We start from the raw sequence: 15,948 nt of genomic DNA, 5'->3' as shown, positions 1-15,948 counted from the left end.
CGAACCAGGAAACCCGCATGAGCCTAAACGCCACTGCGAACACCCCAGAGCCGGCCGTGCCGGAATTCAAGACCCTGATGGGCCACCCGCGCCCGTTGTGGATGCTGTTCATGACCGAGTTCTGGGAGCGCTTTGCGTTCTACGGCATCCGCTGGGCCTTGGTGCTGTACATCGTTGCCCAGTTCCGCAACGGCAGTGCCGCCGGCGAAGCCGACGCCAGCCGCATCTACGGCGCCTACCTGGCCCTGGTGTACGCCGCGGCGATCTTCGGTGGCTACGTGGCCGACCGGGTGCTGGGCTACCAGCGGTCGATCCTGACCGGCGCGGTCATCATGGCCGCAGGCCTGTTCATGATCGCCCTGCCGCAGGAGCACATCTTCAAGCTCGGCCTGGCCACGATCATCGTCGGCAACGGCATGTTCAAGCCCAACATCTCCACCATGGTCGGCAAGCTGTACGGCCTGAAGGATGAGCGCCGCGATTCGGGCTTCACCATCTTCTACATGGGCATCAACATCGGCGCGATGATCGCCCCGGTGCTGACCGAGTACCTGGCCCGCAAGATCTTCGGCACCGCCGAGATGCCGTCCTACAAGATCGTGTTCATCGCCTCCGGCGTGGGCATGCTGGTTTCGCTGGTGTGGTTCTACATCGGTCGCGCCGGCCTGAAGGGCATTGGTGCACCGCCGGCCGGCGCCGAAGGCATCGGCCCGATCATCAAGGTGGTGGTGGGTGCGATCGTCGCCATTCCGGTGTCGTACTTCCTGCTGGCCACCGGCGCCGCTGCGCTGGCCTGGATCCTGGGCGCGATGTTCACCGTCCTGGCCATCCTGCTGCTGGTGGAAGGCATCCGCGAGGGCAAGGTGCAGCGCGACCGCGTGATCGCCATGCTGATCATCTTCGCCTTCAACGTGATGTTCTGGATGTTCTTCGAACAGGCGGGCAGCTCCTTCACCTTCCTGGCCGACAACATCGTCAACCGCAAGTTCGGTGACTGGACCTTCCCGACCGCGTGGTTCCAGTCGGTCAACTCGGTGGCCATCATCACCCTGGCGCCGATCATCGCCTGGATCTGGGTGGCCATGGGCAGCGCCAATCCGTCCATCCCGCGCAAGTTCGGCCTGGGCCTGCTGTTCAACGGCGCCGCCTTCGCCCTGCTGATGTTCGCCCTGTCGCAGATGGTCGTGGACGGCAAGATTCCGTTCTGGACCCTGTTCATGGTCTACGTCATCCAGTCGGTGGGTGAGCTGTGCCTGTCGCCGATCGGCCTGTCGATGGTGACCAAGCTGGCCCCGGTGCGCCTGGTCGGTTTCGGCATGGGTGGCTGGTTCCTGTCCACCGGCATCGGCAACAACCTGTCGGGTATCTTCGCCGGCGCGGTGTCCGGTGAAGGTGGCATGACGATCGAATCGGCACTGAAGGGGTATACCTTCGGTTTCTGGGCCCTGATCGGCTCCGGCGTGGTGCTGTTCCTGGTGGCCCCGCTGATCAACAAGCTGATGCACGGCGTCAAGTAAACACAGAGGGTAGTAGGCATGCGTACAACGTTCGGCAGTGCAGTGGTGGCAGTGGTGTGTGCGGCGCTGATCGGCGCCTGTTCCCAGCAACCGCCGCCGGCACCGGCCGAACCGACGCAGCCGCTCGACACCCGTCCCACCGAGCCACCGGCCGCTGATCCCAGCGCGCCGGTGGCCTCGGGCAACACCCCGGCGGCGGCCGATATCGCCGCCATCGCCGGCCTCAATGCCAGCTTCGACCCGGCCCGCGACCCGGCCGCCGATCTGGAAACGGCCAAGGTCGAAGCCCAGCGCGGCAACAAGCACATCATCCTGGACGTGGGCGGCGAGTGGTGCCCCTGGTGCCACCTGATGGACCAGTTCGTGGAAGGCGATGCTGAGATCCGCCGCTTCCGCGATGCGAACTACGTCTGGATGAAGGTGAACTACAGCGAAGAGAACGAGAACGCGGCGTTTCTCTCGCAGTACCCGCAGGTTAAGGGTTACCCGCACCTGTTCGTGCTCGATTCGGATGGCACCCTGCTGCAGTCGCAGTTCACCGGCGAGCTGGAAAAAGCAAAGAACGAAGGCAAGGGCTACAACCGCAGCAAGTTCATGGCCTTCCTGAAGAAGTGGGCGCCGCAGCGCTGACCCGAATTTGTAGAGTCGAGCCATGCTCGACTGCCCGGCATGCTCGACTGCCGTGGCTCGACCGCTACAGAAACCCACCCCATGGCCGCTAACGGCAAGGACGTCAGTCGACAGGATCGTCGGCTGCCCCTACCGGAGCGCCCATGCACACCGACCACGCCCAACGCCTGCCCGAAGCGGCCAGTGACGCCGCCCCCGAGGGGGTGAGCCTGCCGCCGCAGGATGCCCTGCTGGATGACGCAGGCACCGGCGAGGACACCGTGGAGCTGGCGCCGCCGCGCCACCGCCTGCCGCAGATCGCCCTGCCGGACAACGTCGTGCTGAAGGGCGCGGTGAAGAAGCTGGTTGAACAGAAGTCGCGCCTGGACCGCCTGGCCGCCGAGGGCCAGTTGGCTGGCCTGCTGCCGCCGGAATGGCAGGGCAATGGCCTGCGCGCGATTGATCTGCCCAGCTTCGTGCAGGGCGTACTGCCGTTCCTGCACACCGGCGAACGCGGCGAGACCGCGCCGGCACGCCTGCCGGTGCGCCACGTGCTGGGCGACGACAGCCGCTGGGGCGTGGACGACGTGGCCGAACCGAAATCGCTGGCCTGGTACCTGGCCGCGGATGAGCGCGCCACTGCTGGCAGCAAGGACGTCGCCGAAGCCTGGCTGGTCGGCGCGCTCGGCCTGGCCTGGATGCAGGAAGGGCGCAGCCGCCCAGGGTTCCTGCGCGCGATGGACCAGGACAGCATGGCCGCACGGGTGACCATGCTGGGCTACCCGCCGCCGGGCGAGCTTGCCCTGTACAACGTGACCGCGCACGGCCAGGCGCAGATCTGGTGCGTGTACGGCCGGCGCAAGGTGCGCCCGCTGGTGGCGCCGTGGCTGAGCGTGCCGCTGCTGACCGCCTATGGCGTGGCCGCGCCGGGCGCGTGGCCGGCCAGCTTCCCGCCGGTGGAGGCGGTGGCCGAGGCCATCGCCGCCGCCCGCCCGGGCCGGCTGGTGCCGGAAGTGGACCTTGGCAAGGTGGTGGCGAAGATCGCCGAAGACACCGCCTCGGAGGCCTGGCAGCCGGTCAGCCTGCTGCAGCTCAACACCTGGTCGCCGCGCTGGACCTTCTTCCTCGGCACCTTTGTCGGCCTGCCATCACTGCTGCTGGTAGCTGCCGCGCTGGCGCTGCCCGGTGCGATCGAGGCGGCTACGGTTGCCGCCTCGCTGGGCTTTGCCGGCGGTGCCATCGCCGCGTTGGCCGTGCCGTGGATCCATGCGCGGCGCAAGCACCTGAGCTGAGCGCCGGGGTCGGATCCCTTTCCGCAGGAAAGGGCTCTGACCCCATCGCAGCCATCCACGCATGGCGTGGATCTACTCGCGCACGAGCCGCAGCGCGGTCGCGTAGGCCTTGGCGAAGCTGGTGAAGTCGCGCAGCCGGTTCAGTGACAGCAGGAACCCGGGCGGGCAGGGCTTCAGGCGATGGTGTTCAAACCAGGCATCGGCGATGGACTCCACCGTCGCCAGCGCCTCATCGATGCACTGCAGGTCGGCCTCATGATCGAGGGTGATGGGGGAGGGCGCCGGGTCTTTGCGGCGGGCGGATCGGGACATGGCGGGATTCCTGGGCCTGGATCAACGGGCGTTCAACCCCGGCAGCGGTGCTCCGCTGCGTGCCCAACCTCGCCCCGGCCGGAGCGTTCGTCCAATAGGCAAAATCACTCGATTGAGGCCCTTGGATAGGCCTGATCTGTCCAGGACGATGCTACCGGGCCAATCCCGAAACATCAGGTGGCAACGCCGACAGCCAGTGACGCGTGAGGCCCGGGTGCCGCTCGTCGGCGGACACCCAATTGCACGCGATCAACGTCATCAACGACGGCCCGATGGACCCGCGAAGGGTTGCCGACGACACACCGGGCGAGGCAGGCAACGTCATCCACGCATGGCGTGGATCTACCGGAACGGCGGCCGGCACTACCGGGGACCGGGGCAGGCGCCCCGGAAACCTTCCCCTCAGACGCCTTCGCCCATCCGCTCCAGGCCATCGCCGGCCAGCCGCAGGATCAGCTTCTCCAGCACCTGCTCCTCTTCCTCGCTCAGCACCGACATCAGCTTGCGGGTGATCTCGATCACCAGCGGCGCGATCGTCTCGTATACCTCGAAACCGGCCGCCGACAGCGCCAGCACCGAGCGTCGGCGGTCATCGCCGTGCGTCTCACGCTTGATGAAACCGCGCTCCAGCAGGCGCGCCACCGCGCGGCTGACCGCGACCTTGTCCATCGCCGTGCGATCGGAAACCTCGCTGGCCGACGACCCCGGGTACAGCGCCAGGATGGTGATCACCCGCCACTCGGGAATGGCCAGGCCGTAGCGGTCGCCATAGAGCTTGGCAATGTTGCCGCTCACACGGTTGGACAGCACGCTCAGCCGATACGGCAGGAACTGTTCCAGGTCGAGCAGGACGTGCGAGGCACGCACGCGGGTGGAGGCGGGGTCGGCTGGGCTCATGCTGCGGTGCACCTTGCTGGTGGTTTCAAGTGTAACTATAAGTGGTATGTCCGGACCCTGCATTCTCGCCGGGTCCACCCTAGCCCGCACCTGGTTTGTACCGATGCGGTACCGATTCGGAGCCACGCCATGAATACCGCAGTCCCGACCGCCTCGCACCCGAACCCCGGCATGCAGGTCACCACCTTCGAAAACCCGATGGGCATCGACGGCTTCGAGTTCGTCGAATTTGCCGCCCCGGCCGGCCGTGGCCAGGAGCTGCACGAGTACTTCCGCAAGATGGGCTTCAGCGCGGTGCTCAAGCACAAGCAGCGTCCGATTACCGTCTATCGCCAGGGCGACGTCAACTTCCTCGTCAACGAAGACCCCGATTCCTTCGCCGCCGACTTCGCCGAAAAGCACGGCCCCTGCGCCTGCGGCTTTGCCATCCGCTTCAAGAAGCCGGGCCAGGAGGTCTACCAGACCGCCCTGGGCAACGGCGCCGAGGCCATCGCCTTCAAGCCGGACAGCAAGGCGGTCAACGCCCCGGTCATCAAGGGCATCGGCGATTGCATGCTGTACCTGGTCGACCGCTACGGCAGCGCCGGCAGCGTCTTCGATGGCGACTACGAGGTGATCGACGGCGCCGACCTGCGTCCGTTCGGCTTCGGCCTGACCTTCATCGACCACCTGACCCACAACCTGTACTTCGGCAACATGCAGCAGTGGTCGGATTACTACGAGCGCCTGTTCAACTTCCGCGAGATCCGCTACTTCGACATCAAGGGCCTGAAGACCGGCCTGGTGTCCAAGGCGATGACCGCCCCGGACGGCATCGTGCGCATCCCGCTGAACGAGTCGTCCGACCCGAAGAGCCAGATCAACGAGTACCTGGACGCGTACAAGGGCGAGGGCATCCAGCACATCGCCTGCTTCACCGACAACATCTACGAGACCGTCGAAGCCATGCGCGCGCAGGGCGTGGACTTCCTCGACACGCCGGAGACCTACTTCGATGTGATCGACCAGCGCGTGCCCAACCACGGTGAAGACGTGGCGCGCCTGGCGAAGAACAAGATCCTGATCGATGCCGACCCGGAAACCCACCAGCGCAAGCTGCTGCAGATCTTCACCCAGAACTGCATCGGCCCGATCTTCTTCGAGATCATCCAGCGCAAGGGCAACGAAGGCTTCGGCGAAGGCAACTTCACCGCGCTGTTCGAGAGCATCGAGCGCGACCAGATCCGCCGCGGCGTGCTGTAACGTTCATCGGCAGCGCCGGGCAACGCCCGGCGGCTGCTCACCTGTAGAGCCGAGCCATGCTCGGCTGCTTTCCGTTCCGGCATCGCCGTTCCAGGAGCCACCATGTCCACCGCCATCACCGCCCGCGGCTACCAGTCCGGTTTCGGCAACGAATTCGCCACCGAGGCCGTCGCCGGCGCGCTGCCGGTCGGGCAGAACTCACCGCAGAAGGTGGCCCACGGGCTGTACGCCGAACAGCTGTCGGGCACCGCGTTCACCGCACCGCGCGGCAGCAACCGCCGCAGCTGGCTGTACCGCATCCGCCCGGCGGTGACCCACGGCGAGTTCACCCCGTTCGCGCAGTCGCAGCTGCAGTGTGATTTCGGCGCGCAGCCGGCCTCGCCCAACCAGATGCGCTGGAGCCCGCTGCCGCTGCCGGAACTGCCGACCGATTTCGTCGAAGGCCTGTACACGATGGGCGGCAACGGCTCGCCCGATGCGCACGCCGGCGTCGGCATCCATCTGTACGCAGCCAACCGGGACATGGTGGGCCGCTACTTCTACAACGCCGATGGCGAACTGCTGATCGTGCCGCAGCTGGGCGCGCTGCGCCTGCTGACCGAACTGGGCGTGGTCGAGGTCGAGCCGCAGCAGATCGCGGTGATTCCGCGTGGCGTGCGTTTCCGCGTCGAGCTGCCGGACGGCCCCAGCCGCGGCTACATCTGCGAGAACTACGGCGCGCTGTTGAAGCTGCCGGACCTGGGCCCGATCGGTGCCAACGGCCTGGCCAACCCGCGTGACTTCGAAACGCCGCACGCCGCGTTCGAGGACGTGGACGGTGATTTCGAACTGATCGCCAAGTTCGAGGGCCGCCTGTGGCGCGCGCCCATCGATCATTCGCCGCTGGACGTGGTGGCCTGGCACGGCAACTACGCGCCGTACCGCTATGACCTGCGCCGCTTCAACACGATCGGCTCGATCAGCTACGACCACCCGGACCCCTCGATCTTCCTGGTGCTGCATTCGCCCAGCGACACGCCGGGCACCAGCAACATGGATTTCGCCATCTTCCCGCCGCGCTGGCTGGTGGCGCAGAACACGTTCCGCCCGCCGTGGTTCCACCGCAACATCGCCAGCGAGTTCATGGGCCTGGTGCACGGCGCCTACGACGCCAAGGCCGAAGGCTTCGTGCCCGGTGGCGCATCGCTGCACAACTGCATGAGCGGGCACGGCCCGGATGCGCCGACCTTCGACAAGGCGTCCAACGCCGACCTGTCCAAGGCCGATGTCATCAAGGACACGATGGCCTTCATGTTCGAGACCCGCGCGGTGATCCGCCCGAGCGCGCAGGCGTTGTCCGCCGGCCACCGCCAGGGCGATTACCAGCAGTGCTGGAACGGCCTGCGCAACCATTTCCGTTGATCCACTGCATCCACGCATGGCGTGGATCTACTGGCGGGATGCGGGATCCACGCATGGCGTGGATCCACGTGGTCAATCCGACCGGGTGATGTTGTAGATCCACGCCATGCGTGGATGTTCCCGCGACCCTACGCCGTTGCCGCGAAGGCGTCGCAATGCTCCGTCGGCAGCGCCTCCAGCAGGCGCTGCCGCACGCGCTCGCAGTAGCCGTCGGAGGTCATGCCCGGCAACGCCTGCAACGCTGCCTGCAGCACCTTCACCACATCCTCTTCGGCGCGGGCCTGCTGCAGGTCGCGGAACAGGGCGGCGGCCATCGGATTGCGCTGCATTTCCAGGATGCCCAGCAGGTAGATGCGCGCGGCCACCAGCGAGCGGCGGCGCTCCACCGGGGCGGCGGGTGCAGGCGCAGGCGCAGCTGCAGGGGCCATTGCGGGTGCCACCGCCGCCGTCGGGCGGGGAGCCACGGGCGGTGACGGTGCCGGCGGTGGTGGCGCGGGCGCGCCGGTTTCCAGGTAGCCGCCCTGGACCAGCTGGATCACCATGGCGGGCGCCTCCTGGCCGATCAAGCCGGTCAGGTCGGCGATGCTGCGCTGGCCATCACACAGGATCAGCAGCCGGCGCTGGCGCATGTCCAGCGGCGCGCGGTGGGCCTGCAGCGCGGTTCGGGCGAGGTCGGTCTTGCGCGGTTGCATGGAAAGGACAGCCAAGTCGGTGCACGCCGAGCCTGAACGAGGGCCATGAAACGGCGATGACAATGCAGCGCCTGCACGCGCGCTGCGCTAGCGTGCCAGCACCCTGTGCCAAGGACCCGCACCCATGAAACACCTGCCCATCGCCGGCCTGCTGCTGTTGTCGCTGGCCGCCTGCAACCGCACCGCCGACGCCCCCGCCGAGGCCTCTGCCCCGGCCAAGGACACGGCGACCGCCACCGCCCCGGCTGATGCCGACCTGGCGCCGACGTCCCCGGCCGACCCGCGCAGCGACAGCCCGGCGCGGCTGGATGGCTTCGGCGGCGCCCACCTGGGTGCGCCCATCGCCGAGGTGCGCAGTGGCTTCGGCACGCCGCTGCAGGGCCTGGGCACCGATGCGGCAGGGAAGCCGCTGCCGGCCGATGACAACAACGACGGCTGCTACTTCCTCCGCCCGCAGGATGCCGAGGACCCGCGCCTGATGATCGAAGGCCGCAAGCTGGTGCGCTACGACGTGCGCAGCACCGGCATCGTCGCCCCGGGCGGCGGCAAGGTCGGCATGACCTTGGGCGAGCTGCAGCTGCTGTACCCCGAACGCGCCGACCTCGGCCCGGACAAGTACGACGAGAAGGCCCAGCACCTGCGCGTTCGCCCGGCCCAGGAAGGCGCGGCCATCATCGATTTCGCGCTGGGCGCCGACGGCAAGGTCGGCAGCTGGCGGGTCGGCCAGACCCCGCAGGTGGATTACGTGGAAGGCTGCGGCTGACCACGGCCGCCGTGGCTCACCCGCCAAGGGTGGGCCACGCGTAGAATCGCGCCACGACCGCTGGGGAGTGCTCGATGATCGCCATTTCAATTGCCTGGTTCCTGCTTGGCCTGCTGCTGCTGGCGCTGGGCGGGGATTCCATCGTCAAGGCCGTCGCCGGCCTCGCCCAGCGCTTCGGCGCCAGTGCCTTCACTGCCGGCCTGCTGCTGCTGGGCGTCGCCACGTCGCTGCCGGAACTGGCGGTCAATGCGCGCGCGCTGTGGCTTGGCCAGCCCGAGCTGGCCCTGGGCAACGCCATCGGCAGCAGCATCGCCAATCTCGGCCTGACCCTGGCCGTGGCTGCCATCGCCGCGCCGCTGCTGCTGCGCGCGCGCCTGCAGGGCGTGCTGTGGTGGTCGCTGCTGGCCGCCGGCCTGCTGCTGATCGTGTTCGGCCTGGATGGTCGCCTGCAGCGCTGGGAAGCCGGCGTGCTGGTGGCGGGCTTCGTGCTGGTGCAGATCGTGCTGCTGCGCCGCGGGCGCCTGGAAGCGCCGGACGTGCAGGCGGTCATCGCCGAATCCGCGCTGAGCCGCACCAGCCTGCCGCTGAACGTGCTGCGCGTGCTGATCGCCGCGCTCACGCTCTACTGGGGCGCGCGCCTGGTGGTGGGCGCTGCGGCGGATTTCGGCACGGCGCTGGGCTGGACCCCGCTGCTGGTGGGCCTGTTGCCGGTGGCCATCGGCACCGCGCTGCCGGAAGTGGCCGCGGCCCTCGCGGCGGCGCGGCGCGGCCACGGCGACATGGTGCTGGGCCACGTGCTGGGTTCCAGCGTGGTGAACCTGCTGCTTGTGATCGGTGCGATGGGCCTGCTGCAGCCGCTGGCGCTGCCGGCCTCGTTCGTTCGCCTGGAACTGCCGGCGCTGCTGGCCTTCGCCCTGGTGCTGTACCCGATGCTGCGCGGTGACCTGCGCATCAGCCGGGTGGAAGGCGCGATTCTGCTGGGCGCATTCGTTGCGTGGCTGGGGCTGGAGATCGCCTTGGTCCTGTAGATCCACGCCACGCGTGGATGACCTACCGTGCCGACCAACGGTCGGCACCCACCATCAATGAGCTGTGCCGACCAACGGTCGGCACCTACCGGTTCTGCGGCGTGTCCTCTTCCCGCGCCGGTTCCGGCGGCGGCAGCTGTTCTTCCTTGGCGCGTTCGTTGCCGGGCAGGCTGGGCCGGGTTTCCATCAGCAGCGACAGCGCGGCCTTGGCCATCATGTGCGCGCTGATCGGCGCGGTGATGAACAGGAACACGGTGATCAGCAGCTCGCGCGGCTGCGGGTCCTGGCCCAGGAAGATGTGGTAGCAGACCGAACACGCCAGCACGCAGCCCACGCCCAGCGTGCTGGCCTTGGTCGGCGCGTGCAGGCGCTTGAAGAAGGTCGACAGCTTCACCAGCCCCAGCGCACCGACCAGGATGAAGAAGCAGCCAAACAGCAGCAGCACCGACAGGGCGATCTGGATGAAGGTGATCATTCGACGATGTCCCGGCGCAGCACGAACTTGCTCAGCACCACCGTGCTGCCGAAGCCGAGCATGGCAATGACCAGCGCCGCTTCGAAGTAGATCGCCGAGTTGAGGTACATGCCGAACAGCATCAGCTCGGCGATGGCGGTCACCGACAGCGTGTCCAGCGCGAGGATGCGGTCGGGCACGGTCGGGCCGCGCAGCAGGCGCCAGGTGCCCAGCAGCATGGCCAGGCCGACCACGTGCATGCACACCACCAGGGTGGTCTGGATGATCTGGAATCCAGTCATGGGAAGATCTCCATCAACGGGGCTTCGTAACGTCGCTTGATCGTGTCGATCAGCTCCTGCGGGTCTTCCAGGTGCAGCACGTGCACCAGCAGGTACTTGCGGTCATCGCTCAGCGCGGCCGACACGGTGCCCGGGGTCAGGGTGATCATGCTGGTCAGCGCGGCGATGCCATGGATGTTGGCGATATCCAGCGGCAACCAGATGAAACCGGGGTGGATGTTGCGCTCCGGGCCGAGCACCTGGATGGCCACGCGGATGTTGGACATCAGGATGTCCCACAGGGTGACCACCAGCAGCCTGGGCACCGGCCGCAGCGTGCCGATGCGGGCGAACTCGCGGTCCAGGCGCGCGGCGAACAGCGGCACCACCACGCCCAGCACCAGGCCCAGCACGATCTGGCCGAGGGTGAAGCTGTCGGACATCAGCACCCAGAACGCCACCACCATCATGCTCAGGGCGGGCGAGGGGAACACGCGGCGGCGGAAGGAGCGCTTGGCGGTCATGGCTGGCGGATCTCCGGCGTGGTCGCGCGCAACTGCTGCACGTAGTCACCCGGCTGCAGCAGCTGGGCGGCGATGGCATCGGTGTGGCGCATCAGCGGTGCAGCACCCAGGGTCATGCCGATGCCGTAGGCCAGCAGCAGGCAGGCGGCGTACAGCTCGATGCGGCGCAACGGTGCCTTGCGCGGCGGCGGTGCTTCCGGGTCGGGCAGCGGCACGCGCCAGAACAGGCGGATGCCACCGCGGGTCAGGCCCATGATGACCAGCAGGCTGCTGGCCAGCACTGCCGTCCAGACCGCACCGGTGTACTGCGCGGGCATGCCGGCCAGTAGCGCGGCCTTGGCCAGGAAGCCGGACAGCGGCGGCAGGCCGGCCACCGAGACCGCGCCGATCAGGAACAGCACGGCCGGCGTTTCCTTGCCCGGCATCGGTGCCACCACTTCCTTGCGATCGCTGGCACCGCCACGGCGGCGGCGGATCAGGTCGGCGATGAGGAACAGCGCCGCCGCAACGAAGCTGCTGTGCGGCAGGTAGTAGAGACCGGCCGACAGTACCTTCGGCGTGCCCACCGCGAAGGCGATGAACAGCGTCGCGGCCGAGACGATGACCAGGTAGGAGATCAGCACGCGCAGGCGCGCAGCTGCCAGTGCGCCCAGACCGCCCAGCACCAGGGTGGCCACGCCGGCCCACAGCAGCCAGTCGCGGCCGTAGCCGGCCAGCGCGCCGGCGTCTTCGCCGAACCACAGCATCTGCACGCGCAGCACGGCGTACAGGCCGACCTTGGTCATGATCGCAAACAGCGCGGCCACTGCGGCCGGCGCACGCGCATAGGACTCGGGCAGCCACAGGTACAGCGGCATCAGCGCGGCCTTGGCGCAGAACACCAGCAGCAACAGGCCGATGGTCGCCTTCACCAGGGTCAGCTGCGAGGCCGGCACTTCGGCGATGCGCTGCGACAGCTCGGCCATGTTCAGCGACCCCAGCGAGGCGTACAGCAGGCCCAGCGCGATCAGGAACAAGGTCGAGGCGGTGACGTTGAACACCACGTAGTGCAAGCCGATGCGCATGCGCAGGCCACGGCCACCACTCAGCAGCAGGCCGTAGGAGGCGATCAGCATCACCTCGAAGAACACGAACAGGTTGAAGATGTCGCCGGTGAGGAACGCACCGTTCAGGCCCACCAGCTGGAACTGGAACAGGGCATGGAAGTGCGGCGCGCGCCGGTCCCAGCCCGAGCAGGCGTGCATCAGGCAGGGGATGGCCAGCAGCAGGGTGGTCAGCAGCATCCACGCCGACAGGCGGTCGGCCACCAGCGCGATGCCCAGCCGCGACGGCCAGTCACCCAGCAGGTAGACGTTGATGTCACCGCCGGCGGTCTGGGCGAACAGCAGGCCCACGGCCAGCGCCAGCGCACCCAGTGCGGTCCAGGCCACGCTGCGCTGCACCTTCGGGCCGTATCGGCGGTGTTCGACGAACAGCGACAGCGCGGCGCCGAGCAGCGGAATCAGGATCGGCAGGATCACCAGATGGTTCATGCCTGGTCCTCGCCCCGACGCGGCGGTGCGTCCTCATCCGGTTCGTGGGCATCCACGTGGTCGCTGTGGTTGTCGCTGCGGCTGCGCATGGCCAGCACGATGCTCACCGCGGTCATCGCGAAGGCGATGACGATGGCGGTCAGCACCAGCGCCTGCGGCAGCGGATCGGTGTAGTTGCCCAGGTTGCTGTCCAGGCCTTCCTTCAGTACCGGCGCCTTGCCCAGCACCACGCGGCCACCGGCGAAGATCAGCAGGTTGGTGGCATAGGACAGGAAGGTCATGCCGAGAATCACATCGAAGCTGCGCGCGCGCAGCAGCAGGTAGATGCCAATGGCGGTCAGCACGCCGATCGCGGTGGCCAGGGCCAGTTCCATCAGTGCATCTCCCCGGTACGGGCCGAACGGCGTTGCAGGTCGATCTCGCCCTTGCGCGCGCTGCGGGTGCGCGAAGGCTTCACGGTGGCCATCATCGATAGCATCAGCATGGCGCCGCCGAACACCACCAGGTAGACGCCGATGTCAAAACCAATGGCGCTGGCCAGCGGCACCTCACCGATCAACGGCAGATGCAGGTCGAGGTGGCCGCTGGTCAGGAACGGCACGCCGAACAGCATCGAGGCGCTGCCGCTGAGCAGGGCGATCAGCAGGCCCATGCCGATGCAGCGGATGTAGTCGAAGCCGAAGCGCGACTCCACCGACGCGGTGCCCTGGATCACGTACTGGATCAGCAGCGGCACCGCCAGCACCAGGCCGGCAATGAAGCCGCCGCCGGGCGCGTTGTGGCCGCGCAGGAACAGGAAGATCGACACCGTCAGGGTGAGCGGGAACATGATCTGGGCCAGATCGGCCGGTACCGGCAGCTTGATCGGCGGGCCGGGCATGATCTGTTCCGGCGCCATGCGCGTGCGCCGCAGCAGGGCATGCACCACCAGCGCGGCAATGCCGAACACGGTGATCTCGCCGAAGGTATCGAAGCCGCGGAAGTCGACCAGGATCACGTTGACCACGTTCTGCCCATAGGCTTCGGGCAGGGCGCGGGCGAGGATCTCGCCGGCCATGGTGTTCGGCGGCAGGGTCATCGCGCTGTAGGCCAGCGCGCCGAGGCCGCTGCCGGCGAGGATCGCGATGACCGCATCGCGGCGCTTGCGCCAGCGTGGCCGCTCCGGCCCCGACTGGGCGGGCAGGTAATTCATGCCCAGCAGCATCAGCACCAGCGTCACCATCTCCACCAGCAGCTGGGTCAGCGCCAGGTCCGGGGCGGACAGGAACACGAAGGTCAGCGACACCATCAGGCCCACGCCACCCACCAGCAGCACCGCCAGCAGGCGCTGCTTGTACACGCGCAGGGTGGCCACGGCACAGGCCATCATCACCAGCCACAGCGCCCAGCCCAGCAGCGGGATCGGCTGCGGCTTTGTCCAGTTCGGCGAGGCCGGGTTGGCGATGTACGGCGCGGCGGCCACGGTGATCGCCACCAGTACCAGGCCCAGCAGCATGCGCTGCAGGCTGCCGTTGGCGATGCCGTTGGTCAGGCGCATGGCCAGCGCGGAAATCGTGTCCAGCTGCGCGTGGAAGACGTTGCGGCCGGTGGCGGTGTTCTGCACGCCGTGCAGGTTGATCAGCTTGCGCAGGCCGAAGTACAGGGCCACGCCGCCGACCACGCCGATCGCGCTCATCGCCAGTGGCAGGTTGAAACCGTGCCAGACCGACAGGCTGTACTCGGGCATGGCGCTGCCGAGGATGGAACCGGCCGCGGCGTGCAGCACCGGTGCCACGGTCAGCGCCGGGGCGATGCCCACCGCCACGCAGATCACCACCAGGATCTCCACCGGCACCTTCATCCAGCGCGGCGGCTCGTGCGGTACGCGGTCCAGGCCATGCGGGCCGGGGCCGAAGAATGTGTCGTGGACGAAGCGCAGGCTGTAGGCCACGCCGAACACACCGGCCAGCAGCGCGGCGATCGACACGGCCGTGCGCATGGTGCCTGGCCCGCCGGCGGTCAGCGCCTCGGCAAACAGCATTTCCTTGGACAGGAAGCCGTTGAGCAGCGGGATGCCGGCCATCGCCAGCGAGGCGATGATCGCCAGCGCGCTGGTGAAGGGCATCAGCCTGCGCAGCCCGCCCAGCTTGCGCATGTCGCGGGTGCCGGTCTCGTGGTCGATGATGCCGGCGGCCATGAACAGCGAGGCCTTGAAGGTGGCGTGGTTGAGGATGTGGAACACGCCGGCCACCACCGCCATCGGCGTGGACAGGCCGAACAGCAGGGTGATCAGGCCCAGGTGCGAGATCGTCGAATAGGCCAGCAGGCCCTTCAGGTCGTGCTGGAAGATCGCGTTCCAGGCGCCGATCAGCAGGGTCAGCGCGCCGATGCCGCTGACGGTATAGAAGAACAGGTCGCTGCCGGCCAGGGCCGGGTGCAGGCGCGCCAGCAGGAACACACCGGCCTTCACCATGGTGGCCGAATGCAGGTAGGCCGACACCGGGGTGGGCGCGGCCATGGCGTGCGGCAGCCAGAAGTGGAACGGGAACTGCGCGCTCTTGGTGAAGATGCCGGCCAGCACCAGGAACAGGGCGTAAGGGTAGAGCGCGCTGGCGCGGATCTGCTCGCCGGCGGCCAGCACCACGTCCAGGTCGAAGCTGCCGACGATGCGGCCGATCAGCAGCACGCCGCCGAGCAGGGCCAGGCCGCCGCCGCCGGTGATCACCAGCGCCATCCGCGCGCCCTCGCGGGCATCCTTGCGGTGCGACCAGAAGCCGATCAGCAGGAACGAGCTGATGCTGGTCATTTCCCAGAACACCATCAGCAGCAGCAGGTTGCCCGACAGCACCATGCCCAGCATGGCGCCCATGAACAGCAGCAGGTAGCAGTAGAAGCGGTGCGCGTTGTCCTGGCTGCTGAGGTAGTAGCGCGCATACAGCACCACCAGCGCACCGATGCCCAGCACCATGCCGGCGAACATCCAGGCCAGGCCATCCAGGCGCAGGGCGAAATCCAGCCCGATCTGCGGCAGCCAGGGCACCAGGGTGCGGACCACCTGCCCGTCCATCACCGCCGGGGTCAGCCAGCCGAGGATGGCCAGGCCGCCCAACGGCGCCAGCGCCGCCAGCCAGGCGGCTGTCGAGCGGGAACTACGGGGGAAGGCCGCAACAGCCACTGCCATCAGGAACGGCAGGGCCAGCAGCAGGGGCAGGCTGGGGAGCATGCAGGGAATCCATGATTCACGAGCAGGTCATTGAGTCTAACAGTCAGCCAAATGTCGCGGAAACCCATGTAACGGCTACAAACGGCATGTAACGTGCGCTATTCATCTTTTTTGCGATGCGGCACGCCCTTTTCCATGCCTTGCAGGGTGCGGTCGCCGGCTTTGCCGGATCGGCTCCCTACGCCCGCGCATGGGGGGCTGC

Annotated in this window: 16 protein-coding genes; 7 read left to right on the top strand and 9 right to left on the bottom strand. The window is 67.8% G+C overall.

What is annotated here, in order from left to right; translation table 11 throughout:
- Positions 1-17: 17 nt before the first annotated feature.
- From C1926_RS09910 to C1926_RS09900, 3 genes are all read left to right on the top strand, one after another.
- Positions 18-1,517: an oligopeptide:H+ symporter gene (locus C1926_RS09910; RefSeq protein ID WP_108759057.1), complete on the top strand. Its 1,500-nt coding sequence runs from the start codon at positions 18-20 to the stop codon at positions 1,515-1,517.
- Between the two features lie 18 nt (positions 1,518-1,535).
- Positions 1,536-2,147: a thioredoxin family protein gene (locus C1926_RS09905; protein ID WP_079223927.1), complete on the top strand. Its 612-nt coding sequence runs from the start codon at positions 1,536-1,538 to the stop codon at positions 2,145-2,147.
- A 143-nt stretch (positions 2,148-2,290) separates the two neighbouring features.
- Complete coding sequence (locus C1926_RS09900) at positions 2,291-3,418, top strand: hypothetical protein (protein WP_108759056.1); 1,128 nt, start codon at positions 2,291-2,293, stop codon at positions 3,416-3,418.
- Between the two features lie 72 nt (positions 3,419-3,490).
- Here C1926_RS09900 and C1926_RS09895 read toward each other — a convergent pair whose 3' ends face one another.
- Entirely contained in the window at positions 3,491-3,730 is a 240-nt protein-coding gene (locus C1926_RS09895; RefSeq protein WP_079223925.1) for a hypothetical protein, read from the bottom strand.
- Positions 3,731-4,132: 402 nt separating this feature from the next.
- Positions 4,133-4,627, bottom strand: a complete 495-nt coding sequence (locus tag C1926_RS09890) for a MarR family winged helix-turn-helix transcriptional regulator (protein ID WP_079223924.1) — start codon at positions 4,625-4,627, stop codon at positions 4,133-4,135.
- A gap of 129 nt (positions 4,628-4,756) precedes the next feature.
- Here C1926_RS09890 and hppD point away from each other — a divergent pair, with 129 nt between their 5' ends.
- Complete coding sequence (hppD, locus tag C1926_RS09885) at positions 4,757-5,869, top strand: 4-hydroxyphenylpyruvate dioxygenase (RefSeq protein ID WP_174208704.1); 1,113 nt, start codon at positions 4,757-4,759, stop codon at positions 5,867-5,869.
- A gap of 102 nt (positions 5,870-5,971) precedes the next feature.
- Complete coding sequence (gene hmgA / locus C1926_RS09880) at positions 5,972-7,270, top strand: homogentisate 1,2-dioxygenase (RefSeq protein ID WP_108759055.1); 1,299 nt, start codon at positions 5,972-5,974, stop codon at positions 7,268-7,270.
- A 128-nt stretch (positions 7,271-7,398) separates the two neighbouring features.
- On the opposite strand, the gene C1926_RS09875 is transcribed toward hmgA, so the two are convergent.
- Entirely contained in the window at positions 7,399-7,962 is a 564-nt protein-coding gene (locus tag C1926_RS09875) for a hypothetical protein (protein WP_108759054.1), read from the bottom strand.
- Between the two features lie 124 nt (positions 7,963-8,086).
- Here C1926_RS09875 and C1926_RS09870 point away from each other — a divergent pair, with 124 nt between their 5' ends.
- Together C1926_RS09870 and C1926_RS09865 are read left to right on the top strand one after the other, a co-directional pair.
- Positions 8,087-8,725, top strand: a complete 639-nt coding sequence (locus C1926_RS09870; RefSeq protein WP_108759053.1) for a hypothetical protein — start codon at positions 8,087-8,089, stop codon at positions 8,723-8,725.
- 74 nt (positions 8,726-8,799) lie between these two features.
- Positions 8,800-9,753, top strand: a complete 954-nt coding sequence (locus C1926_RS09865) for a sodium:calcium antiporter (protein ID WP_108759052.1) — start codon at positions 8,800-8,802, stop codon at positions 9,751-9,753.
- 85 nt (positions 9,754-9,838) lie between these two features.
- Here the strand turns inward: C1926_RS09865 and C1926_RS09860 are convergent, their stop codons facing one another.
- Genes C1926_RS09860 through C1926_RS09835 form a run of 6 tightly spaced genes read right to left on the bottom strand, consistent with a single transcriptional unit; the run spans position 9,839 to position 15,746 of the window.
- Positions 9,839-10,228: a Na+/H+ antiporter subunit G gene (locus tag C1926_RS09860; protein ID WP_108747544.1), complete on the bottom strand. Its 390-nt coding sequence runs from the start codon at positions 10,226-10,228 to the stop codon at positions 9,839-9,841.
- Complete coding sequence (locus C1926_RS09855) at positions 10,225-10,509, bottom strand: K+/H+ antiporter subunit F (RefSeq protein ID WP_079223917.1); 285 nt, start codon at positions 10,507-10,509, stop codon at positions 10,225-10,227. Before C1926_RS09855 ends, C1926_RS09860 begins: the two co-directional genes overlap by 4 nt.
- Entirely contained in the window at positions 10,506-11,012 is a 507-nt protein-coding gene (locus tag C1926_RS09850; RefSeq protein WP_079223916.1) for a Na+/H+ antiporter subunit E, read from the bottom strand. Before C1926_RS09850 ends, C1926_RS09855 begins: the two co-directional genes overlap by 4 nt.
- On the bottom strand, positions 11,009-12,544 hold the full coding sequence (locus tag C1926_RS09845) for a monovalent cation/H+ antiporter subunit D (protein ID WP_108759051.1): 1,536 nt from the start codon (positions 12,542-12,544) through the stop codon (positions 11,009-11,011). The genes C1926_RS09850 and C1926_RS09845 overlap by 4 nt, the downstream gene beginning before the upstream one ends.
- Positions 12,541-12,918 carry a Na+/H+ antiporter subunit C gene (locus C1926_RS09840; RefSeq protein ID WP_108759050.1) on the bottom strand — a complete coding sequence of 126 codons (378 nt, stop codon included), beginning with the start codon at positions 12,916-12,918 and terminating at the stop codon, positions 12,541-12,543. Before C1926_RS09840 ends, C1926_RS09845 begins: the two co-directional genes overlap by 4 nt.
- Positions 12,918-15,746, bottom strand: coding sequence for a monovalent cation/H+ antiporter subunit A (locus tag C1926_RS09835; RefSeq protein WP_108759049.1), 2,829 nt, complete (start codon positions 15,744-15,746; stop codon positions 12,918-12,920). The genes C1926_RS09840 and C1926_RS09835 overlap by 1 nt, the downstream gene beginning before the upstream one ends.
- Positions 15,747-15,948: the final 202 nt, after the last annotated feature.

Source organism: Stenotrophomonas sp. ZAC14A_NAIMI4_1 (genome assembly GCF_003086915.1).
Taxonomy (GTDB): Bacteria; Pseudomonadota; Gammaproteobacteria; order Xanthomonadales; family Xanthomonadaceae; genus Stenotrophomonas.
Note: the sequence above shows the minus strand (reverse complement) of the source record. Positions and strands in the feature narration are given on the sequence as shown.

Coding starts and splice junctions, on each gene's coding strand:
- C1926_RS09845 (WP_108759051.1), bottom strand. CDS start 12,544: ATGAACCATCTGGTGATCCTGCCGATCCTGATTCCGCTGCTCGGCGCC.
- C1926_RS09875 (WP_108759054.1), bottom strand. CDS start 7,962: ATGCAACCGCGCAAGACCGACCTCGCCCGAACCGCGCTGCAGGCCCAC.
- C1926_RS09890 (WP_079223924.1), bottom strand. CDS start 4,627: ATGAGCCCAGCCGACCCCGCCTCCACCCGCGTGCGTGCCTCGCACGTC.
- C1926_RS09860 (WP_108747544.1), bottom strand. CDS start 10,228: ATGATCACCTTCATCCAGATCGCCCTGTCGGTGCTGCTGCTGTTTGGC.
- C1926_RS09900 (WP_108759056.1), top strand. CDS start 2,291: ATGCACACCGACCACGCCCAACGCCTGCCCGAAGCGGCCAGTGACGCC.
- C1926_RS09840 (WP_108759050.1), bottom strand. CDS start 12,918: ATGGAACTGGCCCTGGCCACCGCGATCGGCGTGCTGACCGCCATTGGC.
- C1926_RS09855 (WP_079223917.1), bottom strand. CDS start 10,509: ATGACTGGATTCCAGATCATCCAGACCACCCTGGTGGTGTGCATGCAC.
- C1926_RS09835 (WP_108759049.1), bottom strand. CDS start 15,746: ATGCTCCCCAGCCTGCCCCTGCTGCTGGCCCTGCCGTTCCTGATGGCA.
- C1926_RS09910 (WP_108759057.1), top strand. CDS start 18: ATGAGCCTAAACGCCACTGCGAACACCCCAGAGCCGGCCGTGCCGGAA.
- hppD (WP_174208704.1), top strand. CDS start 4,757: ATGAATACCGCAGTCCCGACCGCCTCGCACCCGAACCCCGGCATGCAG.
- hmgA (WP_108759055.1), top strand. CDS start 5,972: ATGTCCACCGCCATCACCGCCCGCGGCTACCAGTCCGGTTTCGGCAAC.
- C1926_RS09895 (WP_079223925.1), bottom strand. CDS start 3,730: ATGTCCCGATCCGCCCGCCGCAAAGACCCGGCGCCCTCCCCCATCACC.
- C1926_RS09850 (WP_079223916.1), bottom strand. CDS start 11,012: ATGACCGCCAAGCGCTCCTTCCGCCGCCGCGTGTTCCCCTCGCCCGCC.
- C1926_RS09905 (WP_079223927.1), top strand. CDS start 1,536: ATGCGTACAACGTTCGGCAGTGCAGTGGTGGCAGTGGTGTGTGCGGCG.
- C1926_RS09865 (WP_108759052.1), top strand. CDS start 8,800: ATGATCGCCATTTCAATTGCCTGGTTCCTGCTTGGCCTGCTGCTGCTG.
- C1926_RS09870 (WP_108759053.1), top strand. CDS start 8,087: ATGAAACACCTGCCCATCGCCGGCCTGCTGCTGTTGTCGCTGGCCGCC.